Here is a 24,816-nt window from a genome sequence, read left to right as displayed (position 1 = left end):
ATGACCTCCAGGGCGACAGGACGGCCTCGGCGGGCCGCGGGTGGGTGACCTCCTGGTCAACGGCCCCTCCGTCGGAACTATTCCGCCCTCGGCGCAGACGGGCCGGAGTTGGTGCACCTCACAGCAGCATCAGGGCCGTGTCCACGGCGAGCCGCGCCGCGAGCGCCCCAGTCACCACCAGGAACACGATCCGCACGAAGCGCGATCCCAGGCGCAGCGCGAGCCTCGCGCCGAGGAAGCCGCCGCTGAGGTTCGCCAGCGCCAGCACGCCGCCCAGCAGCCACCACACCTGGCCCTGCAGCCCGAAGACCAGCAGCGCCCCGACGTTGGTGGTGAGGTTCGCGAGCTTCGCGTGGACGCTCGCCTCGAGGAAGCCGTAGCCCAGCAGGGAGACCATCAGGATGATGAAGAAGCTGCCGGTGCCGGGGCCGAGGATCCCGTCGTACACGCCGACGCCCGCCCCGATCCCGCCCGCGCGCAGCAGATGGGAGCGGCCCTGGTGGCGCGGGGCGTGCTCGAGCCCCATCGACGGCTTCAGCAGGGTGTACGCGCCGACGGCGAGCAGGGCGACCAGCACGATCGGGGTCAGCCACGGCTTGGGGATCAGGCTCGCCATCGCCGCTCCGGCCGCGCTCCCGCCCAGCGCGCACACCACCAGCGGCCCCGCGGTCGCGGCGACCGGGGTGATCCGTCGGACGTAGGTCCAGGAGGACACCGCCGTCCCCGCCGCGGAGGCGATCTTGTTCGTGCCGAGCACGGCGCCGCTGGAGGCGTCGGACGGCATGGCGGTCAGCAGCGCGGGCAGCTGGATCAGACCGCCGCCGCCGACGACCGCATCCACCCAGCCGGCCACGAAGGCGGCCCCGATGAGCAGGACGAGGGTCAGGGCGGAGAGCTGGGTGAGCTCGGCGAGCAGAGGCACCGCACCAGTGAACCACCGCCCCGGCCCGGCGTGCCGGGCTGACACACTGGGGCCATGCGCGCGCTCATCTGGGACCTCGGCGGCACGCTCGTGGACACCTATCCGGACGTCGACCGGGCGCTCGCCGAGGCGCTGCGCGCGGAGCCCGACCAGGAGCTGCTGCACGAGGTCGCGGTGCTGACCCGGCGCTCCAGCTCCGAGGCGATCACCGAGCTCGCCGCCCGCCATGAGGTGCCCGAGGCGCGCCTGCGCGCCGCCTACGAGGCGACGAAGGAGCAGTGGGCGCGCAGGCCGCCGGCGCTGAAGGACGGTGCCCGGGAGGTGCTGGCGGCCGTGCGCGAGCGCGGCGGTCCGAACCTCGTGGCCACCCATCGCGATCGCGAGAGCGCCGCCGCCCTGCTCGACTCGCTCGGTCTGGAGATCGACGACATGGTGTGCGCGCCCGACGGCCACCTCCGCAAGCCCGCCCCCGACATGGTGCTCGCCCTGCTGGCCCGGCACGAGCTGACGGCGGGGGAGTGCCTCGCGGTGGGGGACCGGCCGGCCGACGTCGAGGCCGCGCGGGCGGCCGGGGTCGAGGGCGTGCTGCTGGAGACCCCCGGGATCCCGCTCGAGGCGCCGGGGGCGCGTCGCATCCACTCGCTGCGCGACCTGATCCCGCTGCTCTGACCGCCGTCGACCCGGACGGCCCACGTGGTGCTGCTCGCCCGCACCGGCGCGGCACTCATGGCGCGCCTGGCCGGCGCGGAGCCCTCCGCTGCACCGCCGGATCGAGCCGGTAGTGGCCGCTCGCAGCATCGTGCTGGAAGAGGCTGATCAGCGCCGCCAGCGCGAGGGCGATCCCGCTCATCTCCAGCAGCTCCTCGATCATCGTGCCGTAGATGTAGCGGTTGTCCACGATCCAGTCCGATGCCGCCAGATGACGGCCGTTCAGGCTCTCCACCCCGACCGCGCCCACCAGGAACAGCGCCCCGCCCAGCAGGATCCCGATCAGCGCCCGGCGGGGGAGCGCGAGCACCAGGCGCAGCAGGAGCAGCCCGATCACCAGCGCGATCGGCGCGCCGACGAGGACCCAGGTGAACCCGACGTCGAACGGCAGCAGCGCCGCGAGCCGGTCGCCAGGCACGTCGAAGCGCTCGTGGATCTCGAGGTACTCGTCGACCGAGGCGAGCAGCGCCACCACCGCCAGCAGCCACCAGGAGCGACGGAAGGAGGGCCCGGCCAGGGCGATCATCGCCGCGAGCCCGCCCAGCAGCAGCCAGAGGCCGGAGTTGTACCAGGTCGCCATGTTGTACTCGCGCCCCACGTCGAAGTACCAGAACACGGTGTGGAAGTTCTGCGAGGTGACGCCGGTGGTGCGCTGATGGGCCAGCAGCGTCACGAGCGCGACGAGGATGATCACCACCGCCACGGCGATCAGGCGGGCGGCGATGCGGGGGAGCGAGAGCGGGCGGAAGTCGGCCTCGTCGGGAGAGACGGCGTCGGTGGCGCGTGCGTCTGCGGTGCGCACGGCGGCGGGGTCAGTCATATCGGACACCCTATGAAATCCCGATGAGATCTCGGTGAACCCCGGATGTGGACGCTCTCATGCGTGTCGCGGCACGTCGGGGGACTACGTTGGAGACATGGCGATCATCTACAAGGCAGAGCTCAGCCCGACGAAGCCCGAGGTGCTGCGAGAGCTGCTCACCTCCCGCCCCTGGGGCGAGGACGGGGAGCTCCAGGTGCTCGGCGCGTACCGCTTCGACGACCCGTCCGGCGAGGTCGGCGTCGAGTGCCACCTCGTGCGTGTGGGGGAGAGCATCTACCACCTGCCGCTGACCTACCGGGGCGCGCCGCTCGAGGACCCCGCGGCGCAGCTGGTGACCACGATGGACCACTCGGTGCTGGGCACCCGCTACGTCTACGACGGCCTCGAGGACGAGCTCGCGATCGAATGCTTCGCCCGGGCGCTCGCCGGCGAGCAGCAGCAGGCGGTGCAGGAGATCTTCGCGCCCGACGGCACGCCCGCCGGGACGCGTCCGCAGTCGGTGGAGCTGACGCTCGAGGTCGACGAGGGCGAGGTCGCGCCGACCCTCGAGGAGCTGCTCGACGGCGACGAGACGTTCACGATCGCGCGCACGGTCGACGGGCTCGACGGCGCAGTCCGTCTCGTCGCCGCCTGGGACGGCGGACGCGGGGTCGTCGCGGCCTGCTGAGGGCACGAGGCGACCGCTCCCGGTCCGGGCGACGGGGGAGCAGTGCCGCGGGCTCCCCGTGATCCCGCCGCACGGCAGCGCCCGCCGCTCTAATCGCCCTCCCCGGCGAGGTGGGTGGCGAGGATGTCCTGGGCGATCTCGCGCAGGAGCCTGATCGAGTCGCGGGGGAGCTGGGCCTCGGTGCTGCCGGCGCGCATCGCCGCGATGATCCGCCGGCTCGATCGCCCCGGGCCCGCCAGACGCACACGACGGACACCAGGGTTGTCCGCGAGGCTCACCAGGCGGGGGAGCAGGCCGACCCCCGCTCCTGCGCCGACGATGGCGATGGCCGTGCCCCACTCCGTGGCCTCGTGGACGATCCTCGGCGTGAGGCCTGCCGCCGTGAAAGCCGCCGTGAACAGCGCGCGATAGGCGGAGCCGGGGCGGTCGGTCACCCACGGGTCCGCGACGAGCTGGTCGAGCGACACGCGCTCCCGTGCGGCGAGGGGGTGATCCGCCGGCACCATGACGTCCAGCGGGTCGTCGAGCAGGGTGATCTTCTCGAACCGGGGGTCGGCCTCGAGCAGCACCTCGCCCTGCATCGAGACGACCACCGCCACGTCGATGCGCTCGGCCACCAGCAGGTCGAAGCAGCGTGCCGGGCTCGCCTCCATCACCTGGATCTCGACGGAGGGGTGCAGGTCGCGCAGGCGGGGCAGGAGAGGGGCGATGAGGTGCGAGGCCGCGGTCGAGAAGCCGCCGATGCCGAACTGCCCCGGGACCTGACCGTCCGCGCTCGCGCTCGCGGCCCGGATCTGCTCCCACTGCGCGAACAGCGCGTCGCTGCGGCGCACCAGCTCCTTCCCCGCGGCGGTCAGGCGCAGCCCACGGCCGTCACGCGTGAGCAGCGTCAGGCCCAGCGCCTGCTGCAGCTCTCTCAGCTGCGCCGACACCGCCGAGGGGGAGTACCCCATGAGCTCCGCGGTGGCCGCGACTGTCCCGCATCGAGCGAAGGTGCGCAGGGTGACGAGGCGAGGATCGATCATGCGGAGATTCTGCACTGCACTCGTCGGTATCTCGCGCTTATCGTGCATGATCCGCGGCGCTAGCCTTCTGCGTATCCGCTGTCATCCCCGACGATGAGGGAGAGCATGTCCACGATCGACGCACGACCCGCAGCGCCCTTCGCGACGGCCGCCATCGCGCCCGAGAAGCTCTCCGAGCTCCAGGCGCTCGTCGACTCCCGTCGGCCCGGCTTCTCGCTGACGGCCCCGTTCTACACCGACAGGCAGCTGTTCGACCTCGACATGCGCGCCGTCTTCGGACGGCATTGGCTGTTCGCGGGGAGCATCGCCGAGCTGCCCGAGCCGGGCGACTACATCACCGTCGACTTCGGCCCCTATGCGCTCATCCTGCTGCACCACGACGACGGCTCCGTCAGGGCCCTGCACAACGTGTGCCGCCACCGCGGCGCCCGGATCCTCACGGAGGACTCCGGCACGACGGGGAACCTCGTGTGCGGGTACCACTCGTGGACGTACGCCCCGGACGGTGCGCTGATCCACGCCTCCGCGCCCGGCGAGATCGACTTCGACGCCGGCTGCTTCGCGCTCAAGCGCGCGCACTGCAGGGTGGTGGGCGGCCTGATCTTCGTGTGCATCGCGGCGGAGCCGCCGGAGGACTTCGACGAGGTCGCCGAGATCTTCCGCCCGTACATCGAGCCGCACGAGCTCGGCGCGACGAAGGTCGCCTACCAGCAGGACATCGTGGAGCAGGGCAACTGGAAGCTCGTGATGGAGAACAACCGCGAGTGCTACCACTGCGACGGCCACCCCGAGCTGGCGTGCTCGCTGTTCCCCACCTGGGGCCTCACCGACGAGACGGTGCCGTCCCACCTCGCCGACGTGTGGAGCCGCAACCTCTCGGCGAGCGCCGCCCTCGAGCAGCGGTGCCGTCGGTACGGCCTGCCGTTCGAGGTGGTCGAGGAGCTCGACACCCGCGTGGCCGGCATCCGCATCTCGCGAGAGCCGCTCGACGGCGAGGGGGAGTCGTTCTCGGCCGACGGCCGTCGGCTGTCGAAGAAGCTGCTGGGGGACCTGCCCGACTTCCGGCTGGGCCGCTGCTCCATGCACCTGCAGCCCAACAGCTGGTTCCACCTCCTCGGCGATCACGTCATCACCTTCGCGGCGTTCCCCCTCGACGAGGAGCGCACGCTGGTGCGCACCACCTGGCTGGTCGCCGACGACGCCGTCGAGGGCGTCGACTACGACCTCGAGGCCCTGACCCACACCTGGAAGCAGACCAACCTGCAGGACAAGGCGTTCGTCGAGCTGTGCCAGCGCGGCGCCGCCAGCCCCGCCTACGAGCCGGGCCCCTACATGAAGAGCGAGTACCAGGTCGAAGCGTTCGTGAACTGGTACATCACCCGCCTGCGGGAGGTGCTGCAGTGAGCTTCGACGTCGACGTGGACAGGGGAGCGGTGTCGCTCGCCCTGCGCACCCGCGGCCTCGAGATGCCGTGGAACCGCGTGCTCGCGGCGGTGGCGGGGCCGGCGCACGCCGCGACGGCGCTCGGCCCCTGGTACCCGGAGGAGTTCCAGGCCGAGTGCGTCGAGACCATCCCCGAGTCCCAGGACTGCACGACCTTCGTGTTCCGACGGCTCGACGGCGCGCCGCTCGCGTTCCGTGCGGGCCAGTACCTCAACATCGACTTCCCCGTGGACGGGGAGGGCGCCGAGCCGGTCAGCCGCAGCTACTCGCTCTCCAGCGCCCCGACCTCTCCCTGGACCTTCGCCGTGACGGTGCGCCGCGACCCGGCGGGTCCGGTGTCGTCCTGGGCTCATGCCACCATGCGTCCGGGCATGGTCCTCGACATGCTGGGCCCGGTCGGCGCGTTCCACCTGCCCGACTACGACCGCCGGGCGCGCTACCTGTTCCTCGCCGCCGGATCGGGCATCACCCCCATCATGTCGATGATCCGCACGATCCACTCCCTGCCGGGACAGGCCGACGTCTGCCTGCTCTACCATGGCTCGTCCCCGGACCGCTTCGCCTTCGTCGACGAGCTCGACTTCCTCGAGAAGGCCGACTTCCGCATTCGCGTGGTCTACTCGCTCGGCGACCGCGAGCGGCCCGAGGGGTGGGGCGCCCGCGTGGGACGCATCTCGGCGGAGATGATCGACGCCGTCGCGCCCGACGCCAACGGTCGCCAGGTGTACGCCTGCGGCCCGCAGGGATACCTCGAGCAGGTCCTCGACTGCCTGCCCGCGGTCGGCGTGGACGACACCTCGGTGTTCGTCGAGAACTTCACCGGCGACTCCGCCACACGACGCGAGTACGCGTCCGAGCTCGCGGCCGCCACGGAGTTCGCCGAGGACCTGCAGGTCGCCGCCGAGGAGAGCGCGGAGCACCAGGGCGCGGTCCTGGACGTCTACGACCTCGCGGCAGACCTCCCCGAGCTCGCGCACGTGGAGCCCACCGTGGCGGTCGACGCCGAGGCGAGCGCGCCCGTTCCCCGCACCCCGGTCGCGCCGGAGGGGGAGCGCCAGGTGGTCGGTGCCGGCGCGCTCACCATGTCCTTCGTCCGCAGCGGGCTCGACGTGCGCATCGACCCCGAGCAGAACATCCTCCAAGCGGCACGGGCCTCCGGCGTGCGCATCGGCGCCAACTGCCAGGAGGGCATGTGCGGCTCCTGCAAGATCGTGAAGCTGGAGGGCGACGTCGAGATGCACCACCAGGGCGGCATCCGCGCACGCGAGATCGCCGCCGGGAAGTTCCTGCCCTGCTGCTCCACCGCACTGACCGATCTCGTCATCGACGCCTGACCCACGAGAGAGAGCTCCCATGAGCACCGCACCCCGCATCGTCATCATCGGCGCCGGCATCGTCGGCGCGAACCTCGCCGACGAGCTCGCCCAGCGCGGCGCCACGAACACGCTCGTGCTCGAGCAGGGCCCGCTCGAGACGCCGGGCGGCTCCACCTCGCACGCCCCCGGCCTCGTCTTCTCGACGAACCCCTCGAAGTCGATGACCGCGTTCGCGCGGCAGACCATCGAGAAGTACACGCACCTGAGGGGACCGGACGGCTCCGGATCCTTCCTGGCCGTCGGCGGGCTCGAGCTCGCGACCACCCCCGAGCGTCTGCAGGATCTGCATCGTCGTGCCGGCTGGAACCGGTCCTGGGGAGTCGAGGCGCAGGTGGTCGACACCGACGAGTGCCGGCGACTGTTCCCGATGGTCGATCCCGAGCCCGTCTTCGGCGGCCTCTGGACGGCCGGGGACGGCCTCGCGCTCGCGCTGAAGGGAACGCGCCTCGTCATCGAGCGCGCTCGGAGGGCCGGGGTCGAGTTCCGCGACCGCACCACCGTGACGGGGATCGACACCTCGGGCGGCCGCGTGCGCGCCGTGCTCGTGGGGGAGGAGCGCATCCCGGCCGACATCGTCGTCTCCTGCGCCGGATTCTGGGGCCCGAGGATCGGCGAGATGGCCGGGGTCGACGTGCCGCTGCTTCCGCTCGGCCACCAGTTCGCGATCACCTCGCCCGTGCCGAGCCTGCGGGGGAAGAACGAGCTGCCCAAGGGCGCCTCCGCCCCGATCCTGCGCCATCAGGACCGCGATCTCTACTTCCGCGAGTGGGGCGACCGGATCGGGATCGGCTCGTACGCGCACCGCCCCATGCCCGTCGCCCTCGACGACCTGCCGCAGTACCGCGCCGAGGAGATCAGCGACGAGGCGATGCCCTCGAGCCTCCCGTTCACGCCGGAGGACTTCGCGGCCGAGTGGGAGGAGTCGCAGAGTCTGCTGCCCGAGCTGCGGCAGACCTCGGTCGATCGTGCCTTCAACGGCGTCTTCTCCTTCACGCCGGACGGCGGATCGCTGGTGGGGGAGTCCGCCGGGGTCGACGGGTTCTTCATGGCCGAGGCCGTGTGGGTGACCCACTCGGTCGGCATCTCGCGAGCCCTCGCCGAGGTGATCACGACGGGATCCTCGGAGACCGACCTGTCGGGCCTCGACGTCAATCGGTTCGAGAAGATCCAGACCACGCGCGCCTACGTGGACGAGACGAGTCAGCAGAACTTCGTCGAGATCTACGACATCCTGCATCCCCGCCAGCCGCGGGTCTCGCCGCGCGACCTCCGGCTCAGCCCGTTCCACCGACGCCAGGTCGAGCTGGGCGCCTTCTTCCTGGAGGCGCACTCCTGGGAGCGGCCGCACTGGTACGAGGCCAACGTCCCTCTGCTGGACGAGATGCCTCCCGAGTGGGCGGCTCCGGCGCGCGACGACTGGTCGGCGCAGTTCCACTCGCCCGTCGCGGCGTGCGAGGCATGGAGGACGCGCACCGCCGTCGCGATGTACGACATGACGGCGCTGACGCGCTTCTCGGTGACGGGGCCCGGTGCCGCCGACCTGCTCGACCGTCTGACCACGTCGTCGATGCGGCGCAGGCCCGGCGCGGTCAGCTACACGCTCCTGCTCGACCGGGCAGGCGGCATCACGAGCGACATCACCGTCGCGATCCTCGGCGAGAACGACTACCAGGTGGGCGCCAACGGCAGCATCGATCTCGCCTATCTCGCCCGCGAGGCCAGGCACCAGTCGCAGGAGGACCCCACGAAGTGGGTCGAGGTGCGCGACATCACGCCCGGGACGTGCTGCATCGGGCTGTGGGGCCCGCTCGCCGGCGAGGTGGCGGCGCGGCTGACGGACGAGGACCTCGGCGCCGAGGAGCTCGGCTACTTCCGCACCCGGAGCGTCACGCTCGCGGGAGTCCCGGTGACGGCCATGCGGCTGTCGTACGTCGGCGAGTTCGGATGGGAGCTGTACACCTCAGCGGACCTGGGGGAGCGGCTGTGGGATGCGATCTTCGCGGCGGGGCAGGAGTACGGCATCGTCGCGGCGGGGCGCGAGGCGTTCGAGTCGCTGCGCCTGGAGAAGGGCTTCCGCTCCTTCGGGACGGACATGACCACGGAGCACGAGCCCGTCCAGGCCGGGATCGGCTTCGCGGTGAAGGCCTCGAAGTCGGCGGACTTCGTGGGCAAGGATGCGCTGGCCGCGCGTGCCGCCGCGGCGACGACGCGACTGACGTGCCTGACCTTCGACGAGCCGACATCGATCGCACTCGGCCTCGAGCCGGTGTTCCTGCCCGGGTCCGAGACCGCCGCCGGGTACGTCACCAGCGCCGCCTACGGCTACACGCTCGGTCGTGCGATCGCGTACGCCTGGCTGCCCGACGACCTGACGGTCGGTGACGGCGTCGAGGTCGAGTACCTCGGCACGCGCTTCGCGGCGACCGTGGCGGAGGAGCCGCTCTACGATCCCGCGATGGACAGGATCCGTCCCGAGAAGGCGGCACAGGTGCCCGCGGGCCGGTCGGTGTGAGCGCACCGGACCGGACCGGTGGTCGTCGACGCGCGGGGACGTCCACCTGAGTGCCCTGGATCCGCTGCCGGCGGGCGGGGACCTGTGCGCGGACGCCGTCCGATGCACAGCCGTCCGGGGGAGTCTCACACCGGCACAGCCCGTCGGCCCTCCCGTCGTACTTTACATAACGTGCATTATCGGCCCAGTGTTCAGAGGTGTTCAGAACCGAGTGGCGGGTATCAGTCGGTATTCCTTTCATGAAGCGATCGAAACATGCCACTCGATCACGACCGGTCAGGTCTCCGAGTGTCTACGACCGGTCATGACTCCGAGCGTCGTCTCACGCCGGCATCACCTCTCGTGTCGTCGCAGTGCCTAGTCTTCCGGGACCTTGTGGCAGCGAGATGTGGACGTGTTCTGCCTCCGGGCAGTCGCTGGGCGCTGTCGACGATGCGTAGGCGGTGCCCGGTGTGAAGACGGCATGGAGATGGCATGCGGTGCGTCAGGGCCGTCGACCTCAGCGGTCACCCTCGGCATCGTCCGGCGCTGCGAGGGTTATCCGACCGTTGTCCAGGAACTCATCCTTCGGGCCGGGAACGTCGAGTCCGGCGGCGTCCGCGTCGTGCGCGATCTCGATGGAGTCGACACCCTTCTCGCCCGGGTACAGCTCGGGCAGAGACGGTGTTCCGCCCGGGCTGAGCCGTCGTCGAATGCGTTGCCACGTCTCGTTCATGCTCACTCCGTCCGAAGCTCCGTCAGCACGATTGGTGTATCAATGCAGGTCAGGGGCACTGGAGCGCTTGCACCCATGCCCTGGGGCCGCTCCCCCTTAATCTCGCTGTGATGTGCGTCATGCGCAACGAGGCGAGGCCGGGGAGCATGCGCGCGGGATCAGGGGCGGGCAGAGCTCAGGCCTGGCCCGGCATCCTGCCGGTGTCGGCGCCGCTCCCCCGGCCCGCCATGATGAAGAAGGCGCCGGAGATCAGCACGCCGCACACCATCGCGATTGACATCGGCAGCGACGAGTGCGTGCCCGCGACGCCCACGAGCGGCGCCGCGATCGAGGCGGCGAAGGAGAAGCCGAGCCCCAGCATCGCCGAGCCCGTCCCGGCGAACTCGCGCGCCTGGTCCGAGGCGAGCGCGCCGCCGTTGCCGAAGATCATGCCCTGCGGTGCGACGGTGAAGAAGAACGCCGGCAGCACGATCCATGCCGGGGTGTCCAGGAACAGGCTCCCGATCAGCAGCGAGAAGCTCGCCAGGGACACCACGATCAGGCCGACGCGGATCAGCCTGCGCGGATGGATGGTGCGGGTCAGCCGCGCCGAGAGCAGCGACATCGCCATCATGCCCATCGAGTTGATCGCGAAGCTCACCGAGTACTCGCTCGAGGAGAAGCCCAGCATCTCCTGCACCACGAAGGACGAGGCGGAGACGTACGCCATCAGCGCGAAGGCCGAGAACGCGTTCACCAGCATGTACGCGACGAAGATCCGTCGGCCCAGCAGCGTGCGGCAGTTGCGCAGGAAGGTGCGGAAGCCGCCCGAGTGTCGCCGGGAGACCGGCAGCGACTCCGGGATCAGGAAGAGCACGCCGATCAGCGAGATCAGAGACATCACCGAGATGACCACGAAGATCTCGCGCCACTGGCCGAAGACCAGGATGATCCCGCCCAGCAGCGGGGCGACGATCGGGGCGACGCCGCCGACGCCCTGCATGATGTTCATGATCCGGAACAGCTCGGGGCCGTCGGTCATGTCGATCAGCACCGCGCGGCCCAGCACCATGCCGAAGCCGCCGCCGATCCCCTGCAGCACGCGCAGCACCAGCAGCACCTCGACCGACGGCGCCATCGCGCAGCCGATCGAGGCGAGCAGGCACAGGATGATCCCGATCAGCAGCGGGCCGCGCCGGCCCATGCGGTCCGAGAGCGGACCGGCGACGATCTGGCCGCTCGCGGTGCCGAGGAAGAACGCGGTGATCGTCAGCTGCATCCGCGAGGCGGTGGTGCCCAGCTCCCCCGCCACCTCCGGGAAGGCGGGGATGTACATGTCGGTGGCGAGCGGGCCGATCGCGCTCAGCGTGGTCAGCACGACGATCACCATCACGGTGACCTTGGCACGGGTGCGGCTCAGCTGCTCCTCGTCGGGCAGATGCGCGAGCTCGTGATCGGCGGGATCCTCGAGGACGGGGATCGCGCCGGTGATAGTGGGGATCGATCCGGTGACGGTGGGGACGGAACCGGTGGAGGTGGGGACCGGGCCGGTGGAGGTGGTCGGCTCGGAGCGAGGGTCCTGGGCGGGATCCTCACGGGGGATGTCGTCGGCGGCGGGGGCCACGGTGCTCCTTCTCAGGGGATCGGCAGACGACGAGCCGGGAGGAGATCACAGGGATCCCGCCCGACTCGATCGCACCATCCTAGGGACGCTGTGACCTCTCGTACAGCCACACCAGGCCGACGGCCACGAGGTCCACCACGATGAACACGAGCATGACCGGCCCGCCCATCCCCACACTGCGGTCGATGACGATGCCGCCGCCTCCGGCGAAGAGCGCACCGACGACCATCATGATCAGGTTGTTCATCACGTGGAAGGCGATCGGCGCCTCCAGCCCGCGGCTGATCACGGCCATCGCCGCCATGCACAGCCCGAAGACCGCGTAGTAGCTCAGCAGCCACGGATCCACCGACATGTGCACGAGGCCGAAGACGATGCTCGAGGCGATCATGCCGAGCACGAGCGCGGGCCTGACCGCTCGGACCCAGGAGGCGAGCAGCGGCATCATCGCCCCGCGGAACAGCAGCTCCTCCCCCGCCGCCTGCAGCGGGGTGGTCAGCAGCGCGACCAGGACCAGCCCGATCGTGGTCGAGGTAATGGCGAACTGCCCGATCCCCGCGGCCGACGGGTCGATCAGGGCGGTGAGCGCGAGCGCCACGCCGACGAGCGCCGAGAACGCTCCGGCGTACACCAGGCCGCGACACAGGCTCGCCCGCCGCGGCGAGGCGATCAGCCAGCGCCAGGGCACGCGCGCCACCAGCGCGGTGACCAGGATCGCCAGCGGTCCCATGGCGGCGAGGCCGAGGTTCATCACGGCCATCATCAGCGGGCTGATGGTCGCGTCCATCGGGTCGCGGCCGAAGGCGGCCATCTCCACGAGGACGACGATCAGCGTCAGCACGGTCTGGAGCACGACCATCGCCACGAGCAGGCCGGGGATGATCAGCAGCGGCTTCCACCAGGCCAGGCGCAGGTGTGCGCCGAAGGGCCGCTCCGGGTCGAGACCCGAGCGGGGTTCAGGGGCGGAACCGGGTGCAGCGGCGGGACGGGGTGCGGTATCAGCGGCGACGGGAGCGCCCGACGGCTCGGCGGCCGAAGGGGCCGCGGCGGACGGGACCCGGCCGACGGGATCGCGGGGCGGGGGCGAGGAGGTGTGCGTCGTGCTCATGGGACCACCCTCCCCGCCTCCGCGCCGCCGAGGAAGTGCCGCTTCGTCGGCGCCTCGGCCGACCATCGTCGAGCCCTCGGGCGCCGCCCGTGACCTTCGTCGGGCGGGACGAGGGCCGCGGGTCGTCCGGCCGATGTGCCTCTCGGCGAGGACCCGGCGAGCACGAGCCTCCGGGCGGGGCCGACGATCGCCGCGGTCCACCGGGCGGCGCGGGACGGTCGCTCAGGCCGCGCCCGTCCTCTGCTCCGCCAGTCGGCGCTGATAGGTGGGATCGGTGCGCTTCAGCCAGCGGATCACCGCGGAGGTCACCGGGATCATCGCGTACTGGACGAGCACCTTGTAGAGCACGCCGAGGACCGTGTACTCCACGTACTGCTCGAAGGTGGTGATGCCGATCGCGACCGAGGCGATGGCGCAGAAGATGATGGTGTCCACGAGCTCGCCCAGGCCGCTCGAGGTGAACAGGCGCGCGATCAGGCCCCGCTCCCCCATCCGGCGCTTCATGCGGGAGACGACCAGCGAGTTCAGGGTCTGCCCGGCGAGGAAACCGGCGAGACCGGCGAGCACGACGATCCAGACCGGCCCGAGCGCGAGCTCGAGGGCCTCCTGCTTGGCGAGGCCGTACTCGTCGGGGAAGGGCGGCAGCGCGATGATCACCTGGTAGCTGAGCGAGGCGAGGATGCTCACGGCGAAGGAGGTGAGGATGGCGCGGCGGGCGCTGCGGGGGCCGTACAGCTCGGTGATGATGTCGCCGAGCACGTAGGCGAGGGGGAAGAGGAAGAAGCCGCCGTCGGTGATGATCTCGAACCCGGTGCCGGGCACGTCGCCGAAGCTGACGCCCTTGGCGGCTCCGATGCCGGAGAGGATCACGACCGTGACCATGGCGGCCAGGAGGATGTCGAAGTGGGAGGAGCCCCGGTCGGCGTAGACGGCGCCGGCCGGGCGTCCAGACGGCGGGGCGGCGAGGGCGGTGCGGTTCTGTTCAGCAGTCACCGGGGAAGGGTACACATCACGGGGCCGCCCCGGCCGGTCATGGGACCGGCCGGGGCGGCGCGGGGGCCGACGGGGACTCGCCGGGAGGCGAGGACGTCGGCGGTGTCAGATGCCGGCGGCGTCGTAGTCCGCGTCGGCGACGAAGCTCTCGAACTGGCTCTCGCTGCCGTACCAGAGGTTGGAGTCGCCGGCGAAGGGGCCGGAGTCGGAGTACTGCCACAGCTCCCAGCCCCACCAGCGGCCCGGCAGGGTGCTGGGGCGGGAGGAGCTGTAGGAGGCGAGGAAGAGCGGCGAGTTCGTCGGGGTCCAGTCCCCGACCACGTCGTTCCACCAGTGCAGGTTGGTGTAGATCACCGGGCGGCGCCCGGCCTGGTCCCGGTAGCGGATCGAGAAGGCGGAGATCCAGTCCCGCATCTCCTGCTGGCCGAGCCCGTAGTTCCGCGGGAGCCCGGAGTAGGCCTCGAAGTCGACCATGCCCGGCAGCGTGATCCCGTCGCCGGTCCAGCCGCCGCCGTTGTTCAGGAAGAAGTCCACCTGCTCCTCGGGGCCACCGGAGTCGGGGCGGGCGAAGTGGTAGCCGCCGCGCACGAGCCCTGCGCCGCCGGCGCCGGTGTACTGGTGGGAGAAGGCGGGGCTGCGGTAGGAGCGGCCCTCGGTGGCCTTGACGTAGGCGAAGCGGGAGCCGGCCGCGGCCTGGGCGGCCCAGTCGACCTCCCCCTGCCAGCCGGAGACGTCCTGGCCGTAGATGCCGGCGGCCTGCGCGGCGGGTGCGGCGAGGGCGGCGGTGCCGGTGCCGAGCGCCATGGCGCCGAGGGCTCCGCCGCGCAGCACGCTGCGGCGGGACGCTCCCGAGGCGGGGCCGGCGGTCGGGGCCGGAGGGGCGAGATGGCGGGGACGGTAGGACGACATGGGGAAGCTCCTGGGGAAGGGGACAGCTGCACTGCGAGGAGGAGTGCGACGGGGATCACACCGCGTCCACCGTAGAGGCGTCCCCCAGGATCGCGCCACCGCCCGCCCCTGTTCCGGCGTGTCGCGGCGAAACGGGCGGAAGGTGCGCAGTGCTGCGAAGCGGTCAGTCCGTCTTCGGGGCGATGAAGGCCCGCAGGGTGCCCAGGATCGTGGTCGCCGCGAGCTGGGTGACGTCCCGTCCTTCCAGCTGCTCGCGCACGAGCAGGTCGATGAAGATGCCCATCAGCAGCTGGGCGAGGTCCTCGACGGGCAGCAGCGCCCGCTCCCCCGAGGCCTCCAGGCGTGTGGTCAGGAGCGCCCCGATCTGGTTCCGCATCCGCTCCCGCTGCTCGGCGAGCTCCGCACGGAGGGCCTCGTCGCGCAGGGAGCGGGCGATCGCGTCGGAGTACAGCAGGTACCACTGGCGGCCGAAGGGGCGGATCCCCTCGAACACCGCGAGCATCACCTGCGCGTCGTCGGCCTCGAGGATCGAGCAGCTCTCGTCGGCCTCGACGTCCGCGACCGCGCTCTCCACGGAGCTGTTCGCAATCGCCATGAGTTCGGCGGTGACCTCGTCGAACAGGGCGATGAACACCTCCTCCTTGCTCGAGAAGCTCGAGTAGAAGGCGCCGCGCGTGAATCCGGCCGCCTTCACCAGGTCGTCGACCGTCGCGCCGTCGATGCCCTTCTCGACGAAGACGTCCAGCGAGGCGCGCACGAGCTTGGCGCGGGTGTTCTCCTTGCGCCGCGTGCCCGCGGACTCGGGCAGCGGCTCGAACAGATCGGTCATGGCTCCTCGGATGCGCGACTGAGAGGCGTCTCACGCGATGACGCCGTTGGAAGGGGGTGCGGCGGGACCGATAGTATCCCATCGATACATCTTCGTATCGAATTCGCGGACGTCTCGAGCAGGGGTCCGTCGTCGCCCTCGTGCCGAGCTCGTCCTGGAGGCCGCGTGTCCTCGTCCCTGTACCGTCTGGGCCTTCTGATGGCCTCCCTGCGCTGGAAGATCGTCGGTGCCTGGGTCGCTCTGCTGGTGATCGTCGGCGGCCTCGCCGTCGGCCTCGGCGGCACCTTCACCGCCGACATCGAGATCCCCGGCACCGAGGGGCAGCGCGGCATCGACACCCTCGCCAACCGCTTCCCCGAGATGGGCGGCACCGCCGGGCAGGTCGTGCTGGTGACCGAGAACGGCTCGAGCGTCGATCAGCACCAGGACGAGATCGACGCCCTCATGGAGGACATCGCCGAGGTCGAGGGCGTCGCGGCCGCCCCCTCCCCCTTCGACGACCTCTCCCCCGGCACGCGCACCGACGACGACACCGCGATCATCGCCCAGTTCCAGATGGAGGGGCAGACCGGCGCCTTCCCCGAGAGCTCCGTCGAGGAGATCCGCTCGCTCGTGGAGGAGGCGGGCACGCCGAGCCTGGAGACGCACCTCGGCGGGCAGGTGCTGCAGAGCGCGGAGGTCCCCTTCGGCGCCGGCGAGGTCTTCGGCATCATCGCCGCCCTGATCATCCTCGCGATCGTCTTCCGCTCCCTGATCCCCGCCTTCATCCCGATCGTCACCGCGATCGTCGGCGTCGGCGTGTCGATGCTGGCGCTGGTCGCGCTCTCCGCCGGGGTGGACATCCCCTCGGTCACCACCGCGCTGGGCGCCATGCTCGGCCTCGCCGTCGGCATCGACTACGCCCTGTTCATCCTCTCCCGCCACCGCGACCAGCTCGCCCAGGGCGACGACGTGCACGAGTCGATCGGCAAGTCCCTGGCCACCTCCGGCAGCGCCGTCATCTTCGCCGGCCTCACCGTGATCATCGCGCTGGTGGGACTGTTCATCACCGGCATCCCCTTCCTCACCGTGATGGGCGTCGCCGCGGCCGCGACCGTGGCGCTGTCCGTCGTGGTGGCGCTGACCATGCTGCCGGCGCTGATGGGCATCCTCGGCGAGCGGCTGCGGCCCCGCAGGATCCGGCGCCTGATGGCCGAGAACGACGGCGCCCTGCCCGAGCCGGACCCCGCGCAGCGCCCCCGCCGCTCCTTCGGCCGCACCTGGGTGCGCCTGGTGACCAAGATGCCCGCGCTGACGATCCTGGCGGTCGTGATCGGCGTCGGCGCGCTCGCGATCCCGATCAAGGACCTCGAGCTGGCCCTGCCTGACCTGGGCACCGAGCCGGTCGGCACTGATGCGCGCGACACCTACGACCTCGTCTCCGAGGAGTTCGGCCCCGGCTACAACGGCCCGCTGCTGGTCACCGCCGACATCATCAACACCACCGATCCGCTCGGCGTCGTCGAGGAGCTCGAGAGCGACATCTCCGAGCTCGACCACGTCAAGGAGATCCAGCTGGCGACCCCCAATCAGGGCGCCGACATGGCCGTGGTGGTCGTGATCCCCGAGGGCGGTCCCACCGAGCAGTCCACCAAGGACCTCGTCGCCGATCTGCGCGACAGCGCCGAGGGCTGGGAGGAGGACCTCTCGATCTCCGACGTCACCGTCACCGGCGCGACCGCGATCGGGATCGACGTCACCGACAAGCTCTCCGCCGCGCTGCTGCCCTTCGCGCTGTTCGTCGTCGGCCTGTCCCTGATCCTGCTGACGCTCGTCTTCCGCTCCCTGTGGGTGCCGCTGAAGGCGTCGGTCGGCTATCTCTTCTCGGTCGCCGCGGCCTTCGGCGTCACCTCGATGGTGTTCGAGTACGGCTGGTTCAACGAGCCGCTGTTCGTGGACGTCAACGGGCCGGTCGTCTCCTTCATGCCGATCATGGTGATGGGCGTGCTCTTCGGGCTCGCGATGGACTACGAGGTCTTCCTCGTCTCCCGCATGCGCGAGGAGTTCGTGCACACCGGCGACGCGAGGCACTCGATCGAGCGCGGCTTCACCGCCAACGCCCCCGTCGTCACCGCCGCCGCGCTGATCATGGTCTCCGTGTTCGCGGGCTTCGTGACCTCGGGCTGGTTCATGCTGCAGCCGATCGCGGTGGCGCTCGCCGTGGGCGTGCTGGTGGACGCCTTCGTGGTGCGGATGACCTTCGTGCCCGCCGTGCTCGCGCTGCTGGGCCGGCACGCCTGGTGGCTGCCGCGCTGGCTCGACCGTCTCCTGCCCACCGTCGACGTCGAGGGCGAGGGCCTGGCCGGGGTCCTCGAGCACAGGCACTGGACCGAGGAGAACGGCCGGCACTCGCTGCGCCTCGAGGACACGGTCGCTCCCCTGCTCGGCGAGAAGGGGACCCTCGGCCCGCTCACCGGTGCGGTCGCCCCCGGCTCCCTGCTGGTGGTCCGCGCCCCTGACAGCGCCGCCCGCGCGACCTTCCTCGGCCTCGTCGCCGGCCGCGTCGCCCCGGTCTCCGGCGTCCTCGCCGTCCACGACCGGCTCTCGCCCGACGACATCGGGGCCGTGCAGGCCCAGGCCCACTGGATCGGCGCGGACGCCCCGGTGGCGCGCCGCCTCGAGCAGATCGACGGCCGGCGCGTCGGCCGCTCCGTGATCGTGATCGAGGAGCTCGAGGACCTCGCCCACGCCGCCGTGTCCGTCGACGACACGCTCGTCGAGCGCCTCGACGCGCTCCTCGCCCGCGGGGCCACGATCGTGGTCGGCTCCCGCGCCGAGCACGCCACCGACGCCGAGCGCCGCCTCCACGCGACCCTGCGGGACCCGCGCCGCATGCTCGCCCTCTCCGTCCAGCGCTCCACCGCCCAGACCCCCGAAGGAGCTCTCGCATGAAGCGCCTCGCCCACCCCCGCACGCTGATCGTCGTCCTGGTGCTGCCCCTGCTCGTGGCGGCGCTGGGCATGTGGGCGCTCAGCGGCCGCGTGGACCGGCTCGACGCCGTGCCCGCCGCTGTGGTCAACCTCGACGAGGGCGCGGAGGTGACCGACGCGGACGGAGAGACGCAGACCGTGCCCTTCGGCCGCCTGCTCGCCGGCTCCCTCACCCAGCCCGGCACCGTCGAGGGGCAGGACGCCCCGGAGACCACCGGCTTCGACTGGCAGCTGACCAGCCAGGAGGACGCCGAGGAGGGGCTGAAGGACGGCAGCTACTCGGCCGTCGTCGTCATCCCGAAGGACTTCTCGAAGCACCTCGCCACCCTCGGCACGCCCGAGGCGTCCCGGGCGATCCTCGAGGTCACCACCAACGACGCGAGCGGCCAGATCAACGCCCTGGTGGGCACCGCCGTCGCCGAGGCCTCGGCGAACACCATGGGCGGGCAGATGGCGGAGCAGTACCTCGACCAGCTCTACGTGGGCTTCAACGACCTCGGCGACGGCTTCTCCGATGCGGCCGACGGGGCCGAGGAGCTCGCCGGGGGCACCTCCGAGCTCGCCGACGGCACGGAGGAGCTCGCCGGCGGCACCCGCACCCTAGCGGACGGGACCACCGAGGCCGCCGAGGGCGCCCGAGAGTTCTCGGGCGGCGTGTGGACCTTCGCCGACGGCACCTGGCAGGCCGCCGACGGCAGCCGCACCCTCGCCGACGGGCTCGACGACCTCGCCACCGGCAGCGAGAAGCTCGCCGGCGGCATCGGGGAGCTGCAGACCGGGATGCGCGGCGCCGAGGGGCAGCCGGGCCTGCTCACCGGCGTCGAGCAGCTCGCCGCCGGGGTCGAGGGCGACGGCACCGCCGAGAACCCCGGCCTCGAGGCCGGCGCCGACCAGCTCGCCACGGGCCTCGAGCAGTTCGCCGGCGGCGTCGAGCAGACCGGCGCTGCGCTCGCGGGCGACGGCACGGAGCAGAACCCGGGCCTCGCCCCCACGGCCCGCCAGGTGGACCAGGGCGTGACCGAGCTCGGCCAGGGCGCCCAGCAGGCGGCCGACGGGCTCCGCGGCACCGAGGACCAGCCCGGCCTCGCCCAGGCCGCCGAGGGCGTGGTCGCCTACGCCGACGGCGTCGACCAGGCCGCGGGCGGGCTGGACACAGCTCTGGACGGCGACGGCACCGCGGAGAACCCGGGCATGACGGCTCTCGCCGTCGGCGACGGTTCCGCCGAGGCGCCCGCTCCTGGCTCGATGCAGGCGAACGCCTGCGATCTCGCCGAGCGCTATCCCGAGGACCCCCAGGCCGTGGCGCTGTGCCAGCAGGCGACGGGCATGTCCGGCTACGTCGCCGGCGTCGACCAGGCCCGCTCGGGCCTGTACACCGTCGTCGACGGCGACGGCACCGCGCAGAACCCGGGCCTCGCCGCGACCGCGCAGGGCGTCGGCGAGGGCGCGACCGCCGCGGCCGACGGCGTCCAGCAGATCGCCGACGGCATCAACGGCACCGACCAGCAGCCCGGCCTCGTCCAGGGCACCGGGGGCATGGTCACCTACGCCGAGGGGATCGAGACGGCCTTCGCCGGGGACGGCACCGCCCAGAACCCGGGCCTCACCGAGTCCGCGAACCAGCTCGCCACCGGCGCCCGCGCCAGCGCCGACGGCGCCGGCGAGCTCGTCACCGGCGTGACCGGTCTGCGCGACGGGCTCACCGAGTACGCGAACGGCGTCGACCAGCTCGCCGGCGGCGCGGACCAGCTCGCCGAGGGCACGCGCGGCGCCGCCGACGGGGCCTCCGACCTCGCCGACGGCAGCGAGGAGCTCGCGCTCGGCGCCGGTCAGCTCGGCACCGGCGCGGACCAGCTCGCCGGCGGCAACCAGCAGCTCGCGGACGGGGCCGGCGAGCTCGCCGACGGCACCGACGAGCTCGCCGAGGGCTCCGGGCAGCTCGCCGAGGGCAGCGAGGAGCTGGCCGGCGGTCTGCGCGAGGGCGCCGACGGCGTGCCCTCCTACAGCGAGGCCGAGCGCCAGCGCATGAGCGAGATGGCCGCCTCCCCCGTCGGCACCGACGCGCAGCGGCAGAACGAGGCGAACGGCGCGGACACCGCGACCTTCCCGTTCGTCACCTCGCTCGCGCTGTGGCTGGGCGCCTTCGGCACCTTCCTGCTGCTGCCGGGGCTCTCGCGTCGCCTGCTGGACCGGGCGATGCCGATGTGGAAGGTGGTGCTGCGCTCCCTCGCCCCGGCGCTGCTGATCGCGGTGGTGCAGACCGTCGCGGTGCTCGCCGTGCTCACGGCGATCGGGATCTCCCCCGTCTCGCCTCTGTCGGTGGGGGTGGTCGCCTTCGCGGGCGCGGTGATGTTCGCGGCGCTACACCAGGCGCTGCTGACGGTGCTCGGCGACCGGATCGGGCGGATCGCCTCGATCGTGCTGATGGTGCTGCAGGTGGTGACCCTGGTGGGGATCGTTCCCGTCGAGACGGCGCCCGAGCTGCTGCAGTCTGTGGGCTCGCTGATGCCGCTGTCGATCGTCACCCAGGGCCTGGTCCATGCGGCGCTCGGCGGCAGCCTGGTCAGCACCACCGGGACGCTGCTGGCGATCCTCGCCTGGGCGGCGGTGTCGCTGCTGGTGACCTTCGCGGCCTCGCGCAAGGCGAGGATCGCGCGACGCTCCTCGCACGTGAGCGTCGTCGGCGCGGTGCCCGCCGCGGCCTGACCCCGCCTACTGGAAGTCCCTGGACCGGCCCGCCGCGGCCAGGTCCAGGGGCTCCACCGCGTCGGCGACGAGGTTCACCGCGCCGGTGCGGTTCTCGACGATGCCGCGCAGCACGATCGCCCGCGCGGTGCGCAGCAGGGCCCGGTGCCGCACCCAGAACCCCTGGGAGCAGACCACGTTGAGGATCCCGGTCTCGTCCTCGAGGCTGAGGAAGGTGACGTTCCCGGCGGTCGCGGGGCGCTGGCGGTGCGTGATCACCCCGGCGACGTGGATCCGGGAGCCGTCCTCCGCCTCCCGGGTGCCGATGATCGAGAGCACCCCGTCGGCCGTCATCCGCTCCCGCACCAGCGCCATCGGATGGTCCGCGAGGGTGATCCCGGTGGCCCAGGCGTCGGCGGTGGCGAGCTCCGCATCGCTCATCCCCGGCAGCATCGGCGCCTCGGCGCCGACGGCGAGGTGCGGGAGCGTGTCCGGGGACTCCTGCGCGGCGGCGCCCGCCGCCCACAGCGCCTGCCGGCGCGAGCTCGCGAGGCGGTCCAGCGCCCCCGCGGTCGCGAGCGCCTCGAGCTGACGGGCGGTCAGGCGCACCCTCCGCGCCAGGTCCGGGACGGAGGCGAAGGGGCCGCCGCGCTCCCGCTCGGCGACGATCTGCTCGGCGGTCTCGGTGGAGATGCCGCGCACCTGGTCCAGGCCCAGCCGGATCGCGGGGCCGCTCGCGGCCCGCTCCCCCTGCACCTGCTCCCCCGGGGTCTCGAGCCGGTAGCCGACGTGCTCCTCGTCGGTCTCCAGGTCGGTGCGGGCGCGGGAGGCGAGCACGTCCGGGCCGTGGGTGAGCACGCCGTGCCGTCGGGCGTCGGCGATCAGGGACTGCGGGGAGTAGAAGCCCATCGGCTGGGAGCGCAGCAGCGCGGCGGTGAACGCGGCCGGGTAGTGGCACTTGAGATAGGAGCTCGCGTAGACGAGATACGCGAAGGAGTAGGCGTGCGACTCGGGGAAGCCGTAGTTGGCGAAGGCGAGGAGCTTGCGGTGGATCGCCTCGGCGTCCTCCCCGGTGATGCCGTGGCGGGCCATCCCCTCGAACAGCGCATCGGACAGCTCGAGCATCTTCTGGGTGGAGCGCTTGGAGCCCATGGCGCGGCGCAGCTGGTCCGCCTGGGCGGGGGTGAAGTCGGCGACGTCGACCACCATCTGCATCAGCTGCTCCTGGAACAGCGGGATCCCGAGCGTGCGGCCCAGGGACTTCTTCAGCTTCGGGTGCAGGTAGGTGACCTCCTCCTCGCCGGCGCGGCGGCGGATGTAGGGGTGGACGGACCCGCCCTGGATGGGGCCGGGCCGGATCAGCGCCACCTCGACGACGAGGTCGTAGAACACCCGCGGCCTCAGCCGCGGCAGGGTGGAGATCTGCGCGCGGGACTCGACCTGGAACACGCCCACGCTGTCCCCGGCGCAGAGCATGTCGTAGACGGCCGGGTCCTCCTGCGGCAGGGTGCGCAGCTCGAAGTGCTGGCCGTGGTGCTCGGCGACGATCTTCAGCGCATGGTCGAGCGCCGTGAGCATCCCGAGGCCCAGCAGGTCGAACTTCACCAGGCCCGCATCGGCGCAGTCGTCCTTGTCCCACTGCAGCACGGAGCGGTCCGCCATCGCCGCCCACTGCACCGGGCACACCTCGATCACGGGCCGGTCGGCGAGGACCATCCCGCCGGAGTGGATGCCGAGGTGGCGCGGTGCGTCCCGCAGCTGCTGGGCGAGGGCGATCACGTCCTCCGGCACGTCCGCGTCCTTCAGCGAGGAGAAGGAGCGCTCGATCCGCTTGGCGAAGGCGTCCTGCGCGCCGGGGTCGTAGCCGAGCGCCCTCGCCGCGTCGCGCACCGCGAGCTTCGCCCGGTAGGTGATGACGTTGGCGACCTGCGCGGCGTTCTCCCTCCCGTAGCGCTCGTAGACGTGCTGGATCACCTCCTCCCGGCGGTCCGAGGCGATGTCGATGTCGATGTCCGGCGGGCCGTCCCGCTCCGGGGCGAGGAACCGCTCGAACAGCAGCTCGTGGCCGACGGGCTCGACCGCCGTGATCCCCAGCGCGTAGCAGACCGCGCTGTTGGCGGCGGAGCCGCGGCCCTGGGCGAGGATCCCCTCCCCTGCGCAGAAGTCGACGAGCTCGTGGACGATCAGGAAGTAGCCGGGGAAGTGCAGGTCGGTGATGACCTTCAGCTCGTGGTCGATCTGCGCCCACGCCCCGGGGATCTTCTCGGGAAGGCCCGGTGCGGGCCGCGGCCCGTAGCGCTCGCGCCCCTCGATCTCCACCAGCTCCACCAACCAGCTCGCCTCGTCGTGCCCGGCGGGGACGGGGAAGGGCGGCAGATCTGGGGCGAGCAGGCGCAGGTCCAGGGCGCAGTCCCGGCCCAGCTGTGCGGCGTGCGCGATCGCGGCGGGATAGCGGGGCAGCAGCTGCGCCATCTCCTCCCCGCTGCGCAGGTGCGCGGGCCGGGAGGCGAGATGGGGGTCGGTGCTCTCCAGCGATCCCCCGGCGCGCAGGGCGGCGTGGGTGTCGGCCAGGCGCTTGTCCGAGGGGCGGGCGTAGTGCGCGTTCGTGCTCGCCACCAGCGGCAGCGAGATCGCATCCAGCCCGTGCGACTCGCGCACCAGGCGGGCGCCCTGGGCGAGCGCGTCGTGGAGCTCGTCGGCCTCTCCCCCGCCGCCGACGATCAGCTCGACGGCGACGTTCCCGGGACCGAACAGCTCCACCAGACGCGCGATCTGCTCCGCGGCGGCATGCGCGGCGCCTTCGAGGTCGCCCTCGGCCAGGCGCGCGCTCGCGGCCCGGGGCACGGCGCCCTTGCGGCAGCCGGTGAGGATCAGCCAGTGCCCCTCCCGGGCGATCCGCGACAGCTCGGCGAGACGGTAGCGGGGCGCGGCCTTCTGCCCGCTGCCCAGGTGGGCGCGGGCGATCGCGGCGGAGAGCCGGCGGTACCCGGCCTCGTCCCGCACCAGCACCAGCAGGTGCTCCCCCTCGGGGTCGGGCGTCCCGGTGCGGGGTGCGGAGATCACGGGGGTGCTGCTCGCGGTCTCGGCCCCGGGCTCGAGGCCGAGGGTCAGCTCGGCGCCGAACACGGTCGCGATCCCCGCCTCGGCCGCGGCCTTCGCCGCCTGCACCACCCCGGGCAGCCCGTCGTGGTCCACCAGCGCGATCGCGCCGAGTCCGAGCCGGGCCGCCTGGATGGCCATGTCCTCGGGGCTGGAGGCGCCGTCGAGGAAGCTGAAGTGGGAGTGGGCGTGCAGCTCCGCGTACTCGACGTGACGGGCAGGACGGTACGGATCCTCCACCTGCTTCCCGGTGTGCTCGACGACGATCGGCGGGGAGACCAGCTCGGCGGGACGGTCCGAGAGGACCGCCTCGAGATCCTTCCACGCGGGCGGACCCAGGAACCAGCGGGCCATCAGTCGGCACTCCCTCGCTGCGCTCCTGCCGCTCGTTGCTCGCAGCACGTCGCCTCAACGGTGCTTTCCGACTGCG

Annotated in this window: 17 protein-coding genes; 7 read left to right on the top strand and 10 right to left on the bottom strand. The window is 72.0% G+C overall.

Annotated features, from left to right (window positions below; translation table 11 throughout):
* Positions 1-118: 118 nt before the first annotated feature.
* Positions 119-922: a TSUP family transporter gene (locus DEU31_RS09295; RefSeq protein ID WP_010551532.1), complete on the bottom strand. Its 804-nt coding sequence runs from the start codon at positions 920-922 to the stop codon at positions 119-121.
* 54 nt (positions 923-976) lie between these two features.
* On the opposite strand from DEU31_RS09295, the gene DEU31_RS09290 reads away from it, so the two are divergent.
* Positions 977-1,591 (top strand): HAD-IA family hydrolase, encoded by a 615-nt coding sequence (locus tag DEU31_RS09290; RefSeq protein ID WP_133676904.1) that lies wholly within the window; start codon positions 977-979, stop codon positions 1,589-1,591.
* A gap of 55 nt (positions 1,592-1,646) precedes the next feature.
* On the opposite strand, the gene DEU31_RS09285 is transcribed toward DEU31_RS09290, so the two are convergent.
* A complete protein-coding gene (locus DEU31_RS09285) occupies positions 1,647-2,450 on the bottom strand; it encodes a hypothetical protein (protein ID WP_133676903.1) in 804 nt (267 codons plus the stop codon).
* A 97-nt stretch (positions 2,451-2,547) separates the two neighbouring features.
* Between DEU31_RS09285 and DEU31_RS09280 the strand changes: the two genes are divergently transcribed.
* The gene (locus DEU31_RS09280; RefSeq protein WP_133676902.1) at positions 2,548-3,120 is read left to right on the top strand and encodes a hypothetical protein; all 573 of its coding nucleotides are present in this window, start codon (positions 2,548-2,550) and stop codon (positions 3,118-3,120) included.
* An 89-nt stretch (positions 3,121-3,209) separates the two neighbouring features.
* On the opposite strand, the gene DEU31_RS09275 is transcribed toward DEU31_RS09280, so the two are convergent.
* A complete protein-coding gene (locus DEU31_RS09275; protein WP_133676901.1) occupies positions 3,210-4,145 on the bottom strand; it encodes a LysR family transcriptional regulator in 936 nt (311 codons plus the stop codon).
* A 105-nt stretch (positions 4,146-4,250) separates the two neighbouring features.
* Here DEU31_RS09275 and DEU31_RS09270 point away from each other — a divergent pair, with 105 nt between their 5' ends.
* The 3 genes from DEU31_RS09270 to DEU31_RS09260 are packed head-to-tail and all read left to right on the top strand — an operon-like array spanning position 4,251 to position 9,476.
* Complete coding sequence (locus tag DEU31_RS09270) at positions 4,251-5,549, top strand: aromatic ring-hydroxylating dioxygenase subunit alpha (RefSeq protein ID WP_133676900.1); 1,299 nt, start codon at positions 4,251-4,253, stop codon at positions 5,547-5,549.
* Positions 5,546-6,922: an iron-sulfur cluster-binding domain-containing protein gene (locus DEU31_RS09265; RefSeq protein WP_208109979.1), complete on the top strand. Its 1,377-nt coding sequence runs from the start codon at positions 5,546-5,548 to the stop codon at positions 6,920-6,922. The genes DEU31_RS09270 and DEU31_RS09265 overlap by 4 nt, the downstream gene beginning before the upstream one ends.
* A gap of 19 nt (positions 6,923-6,941) precedes the next feature.
* Positions 6,942-9,476 (top strand): FAD-dependent oxidoreductase, encoded by a 2,535-nt coding sequence (locus tag DEU31_RS09260; RefSeq protein WP_133676899.1) that lies wholly within the window; start codon positions 6,942-6,944, stop codon positions 9,474-9,476.
* A 499-nt stretch (positions 9,477-9,975) separates the two neighbouring features.
* On the opposite strand, the gene DEU31_RS09255 is transcribed toward DEU31_RS09260, so the two are convergent.
* The 6 genes from DEU31_RS09255 to DEU31_RS09225 form a co-directional block, all read right to left on the bottom strand.
* Positions 9,976-10,191, bottom strand: a complete 216-nt coding sequence (locus DEU31_RS09255; protein WP_010551540.1) for a hypothetical protein — start codon at positions 10,189-10,191, stop codon at positions 9,976-9,978.
* Positions 10,192-10,366: 175 nt separating this feature from the next.
* Positions 10,367-11,794 carry a multidrug effflux MFS transporter gene (locus tag DEU31_RS09250; RefSeq protein ID WP_166649450.1) on the bottom strand — a complete coding sequence of 476 codons (1,428 nt, stop codon included), beginning with the start codon at positions 11,792-11,794 and terminating at the stop codon, positions 10,367-10,369.
* Between the two features lie 79 nt (positions 11,795-11,873).
* Positions 11,874-12,902, bottom strand: a complete 1,029-nt coding sequence (locus DEU31_RS09240; protein WP_133676897.1) for a CPBP family intramembrane glutamic endopeptidase — start codon at positions 12,900-12,902, stop codon at positions 11,874-11,876.
* Between the two features lie 222 nt (positions 12,903-13,124).
* Positions 13,125-13,895, bottom strand: coding sequence for a queuosine precursor transporter (locus tag DEU31_RS09235; protein ID WP_010551543.1), 771 nt, complete (start codon positions 13,893-13,895; stop codon positions 13,125-13,127).
* Between the two features lie 105 nt (positions 13,896-14,000).
* The gene (locus DEU31_RS09230; RefSeq protein ID WP_053915790.1) at positions 14,001-14,804 is read right to left on the bottom strand and encodes a GH25 family lysozyme; all 804 of its coding nucleotides are present in this window, start codon (positions 14,802-14,804) and stop codon (positions 14,001-14,003) included.
* Between the two features lie 163 nt (positions 14,805-14,967).
* On the bottom strand, positions 14,968-15,633 hold the full coding sequence (locus DEU31_RS09225; RefSeq protein ID WP_010551545.1) for a TetR/AcrR family transcriptional regulator: 666 nt from the start codon (positions 15,631-15,633) through the stop codon (positions 14,968-14,970).
* A 165-nt stretch (positions 15,634-15,798) separates the two neighbouring features.
* On the opposite strand from DEU31_RS09225, the gene DEU31_RS09220 reads away from it, so the two are divergent.
* Both DEU31_RS09220 and DEU31_RS09215 read left to right on the top strand, forming a co-directional pair.
* On the top strand, positions 15,799-18,564 hold the full coding sequence (locus tag DEU31_RS09220; RefSeq protein WP_133676896.1) for an MMPL family transporter: 2,766 nt from the start codon (positions 15,799-15,801) through the stop codon (positions 18,562-18,564).
* Complete coding sequence (locus tag DEU31_RS09215; protein ID WP_133676895.1) at positions 18,561-21,308, top strand: YhgE/Pip domain-containing protein; 2,748 nt, start codon at positions 18,561-18,563, stop codon at positions 21,306-21,308. Before DEU31_RS09220 ends, DEU31_RS09215 begins: the two co-directional genes overlap by 4 nt.
* A gap of 6 nt (positions 21,309-21,314) precedes the next feature.
* On the opposite strand, the gene DEU31_RS09210 is transcribed toward DEU31_RS09215, so the two are convergent.
* Positions 21,315-24,740 (bottom strand): error-prone DNA polymerase, encoded by a 3,426-nt coding sequence (locus DEU31_RS09210; protein ID WP_133676894.1) that lies wholly within the window; start codon positions 24,738-24,740, stop codon positions 21,315-21,317.
* Positions 24,741-24,816 lie beyond the last annotated feature (76 nt).

Source organism: Brachybacterium sp. AG952 (assembly GCF_004362645.1).
Lineage (GTDB): Bacteria > Actinomycetota > Actinomycetes > Actinomycetales > Dermabacteraceae > Brachybacterium > Brachybacterium conglomeratum.
The sequence above is the reverse complement of the archived record's forward strand: the minus strand, read 5'-3'. Positions and strand labels throughout refer to the sequence as shown.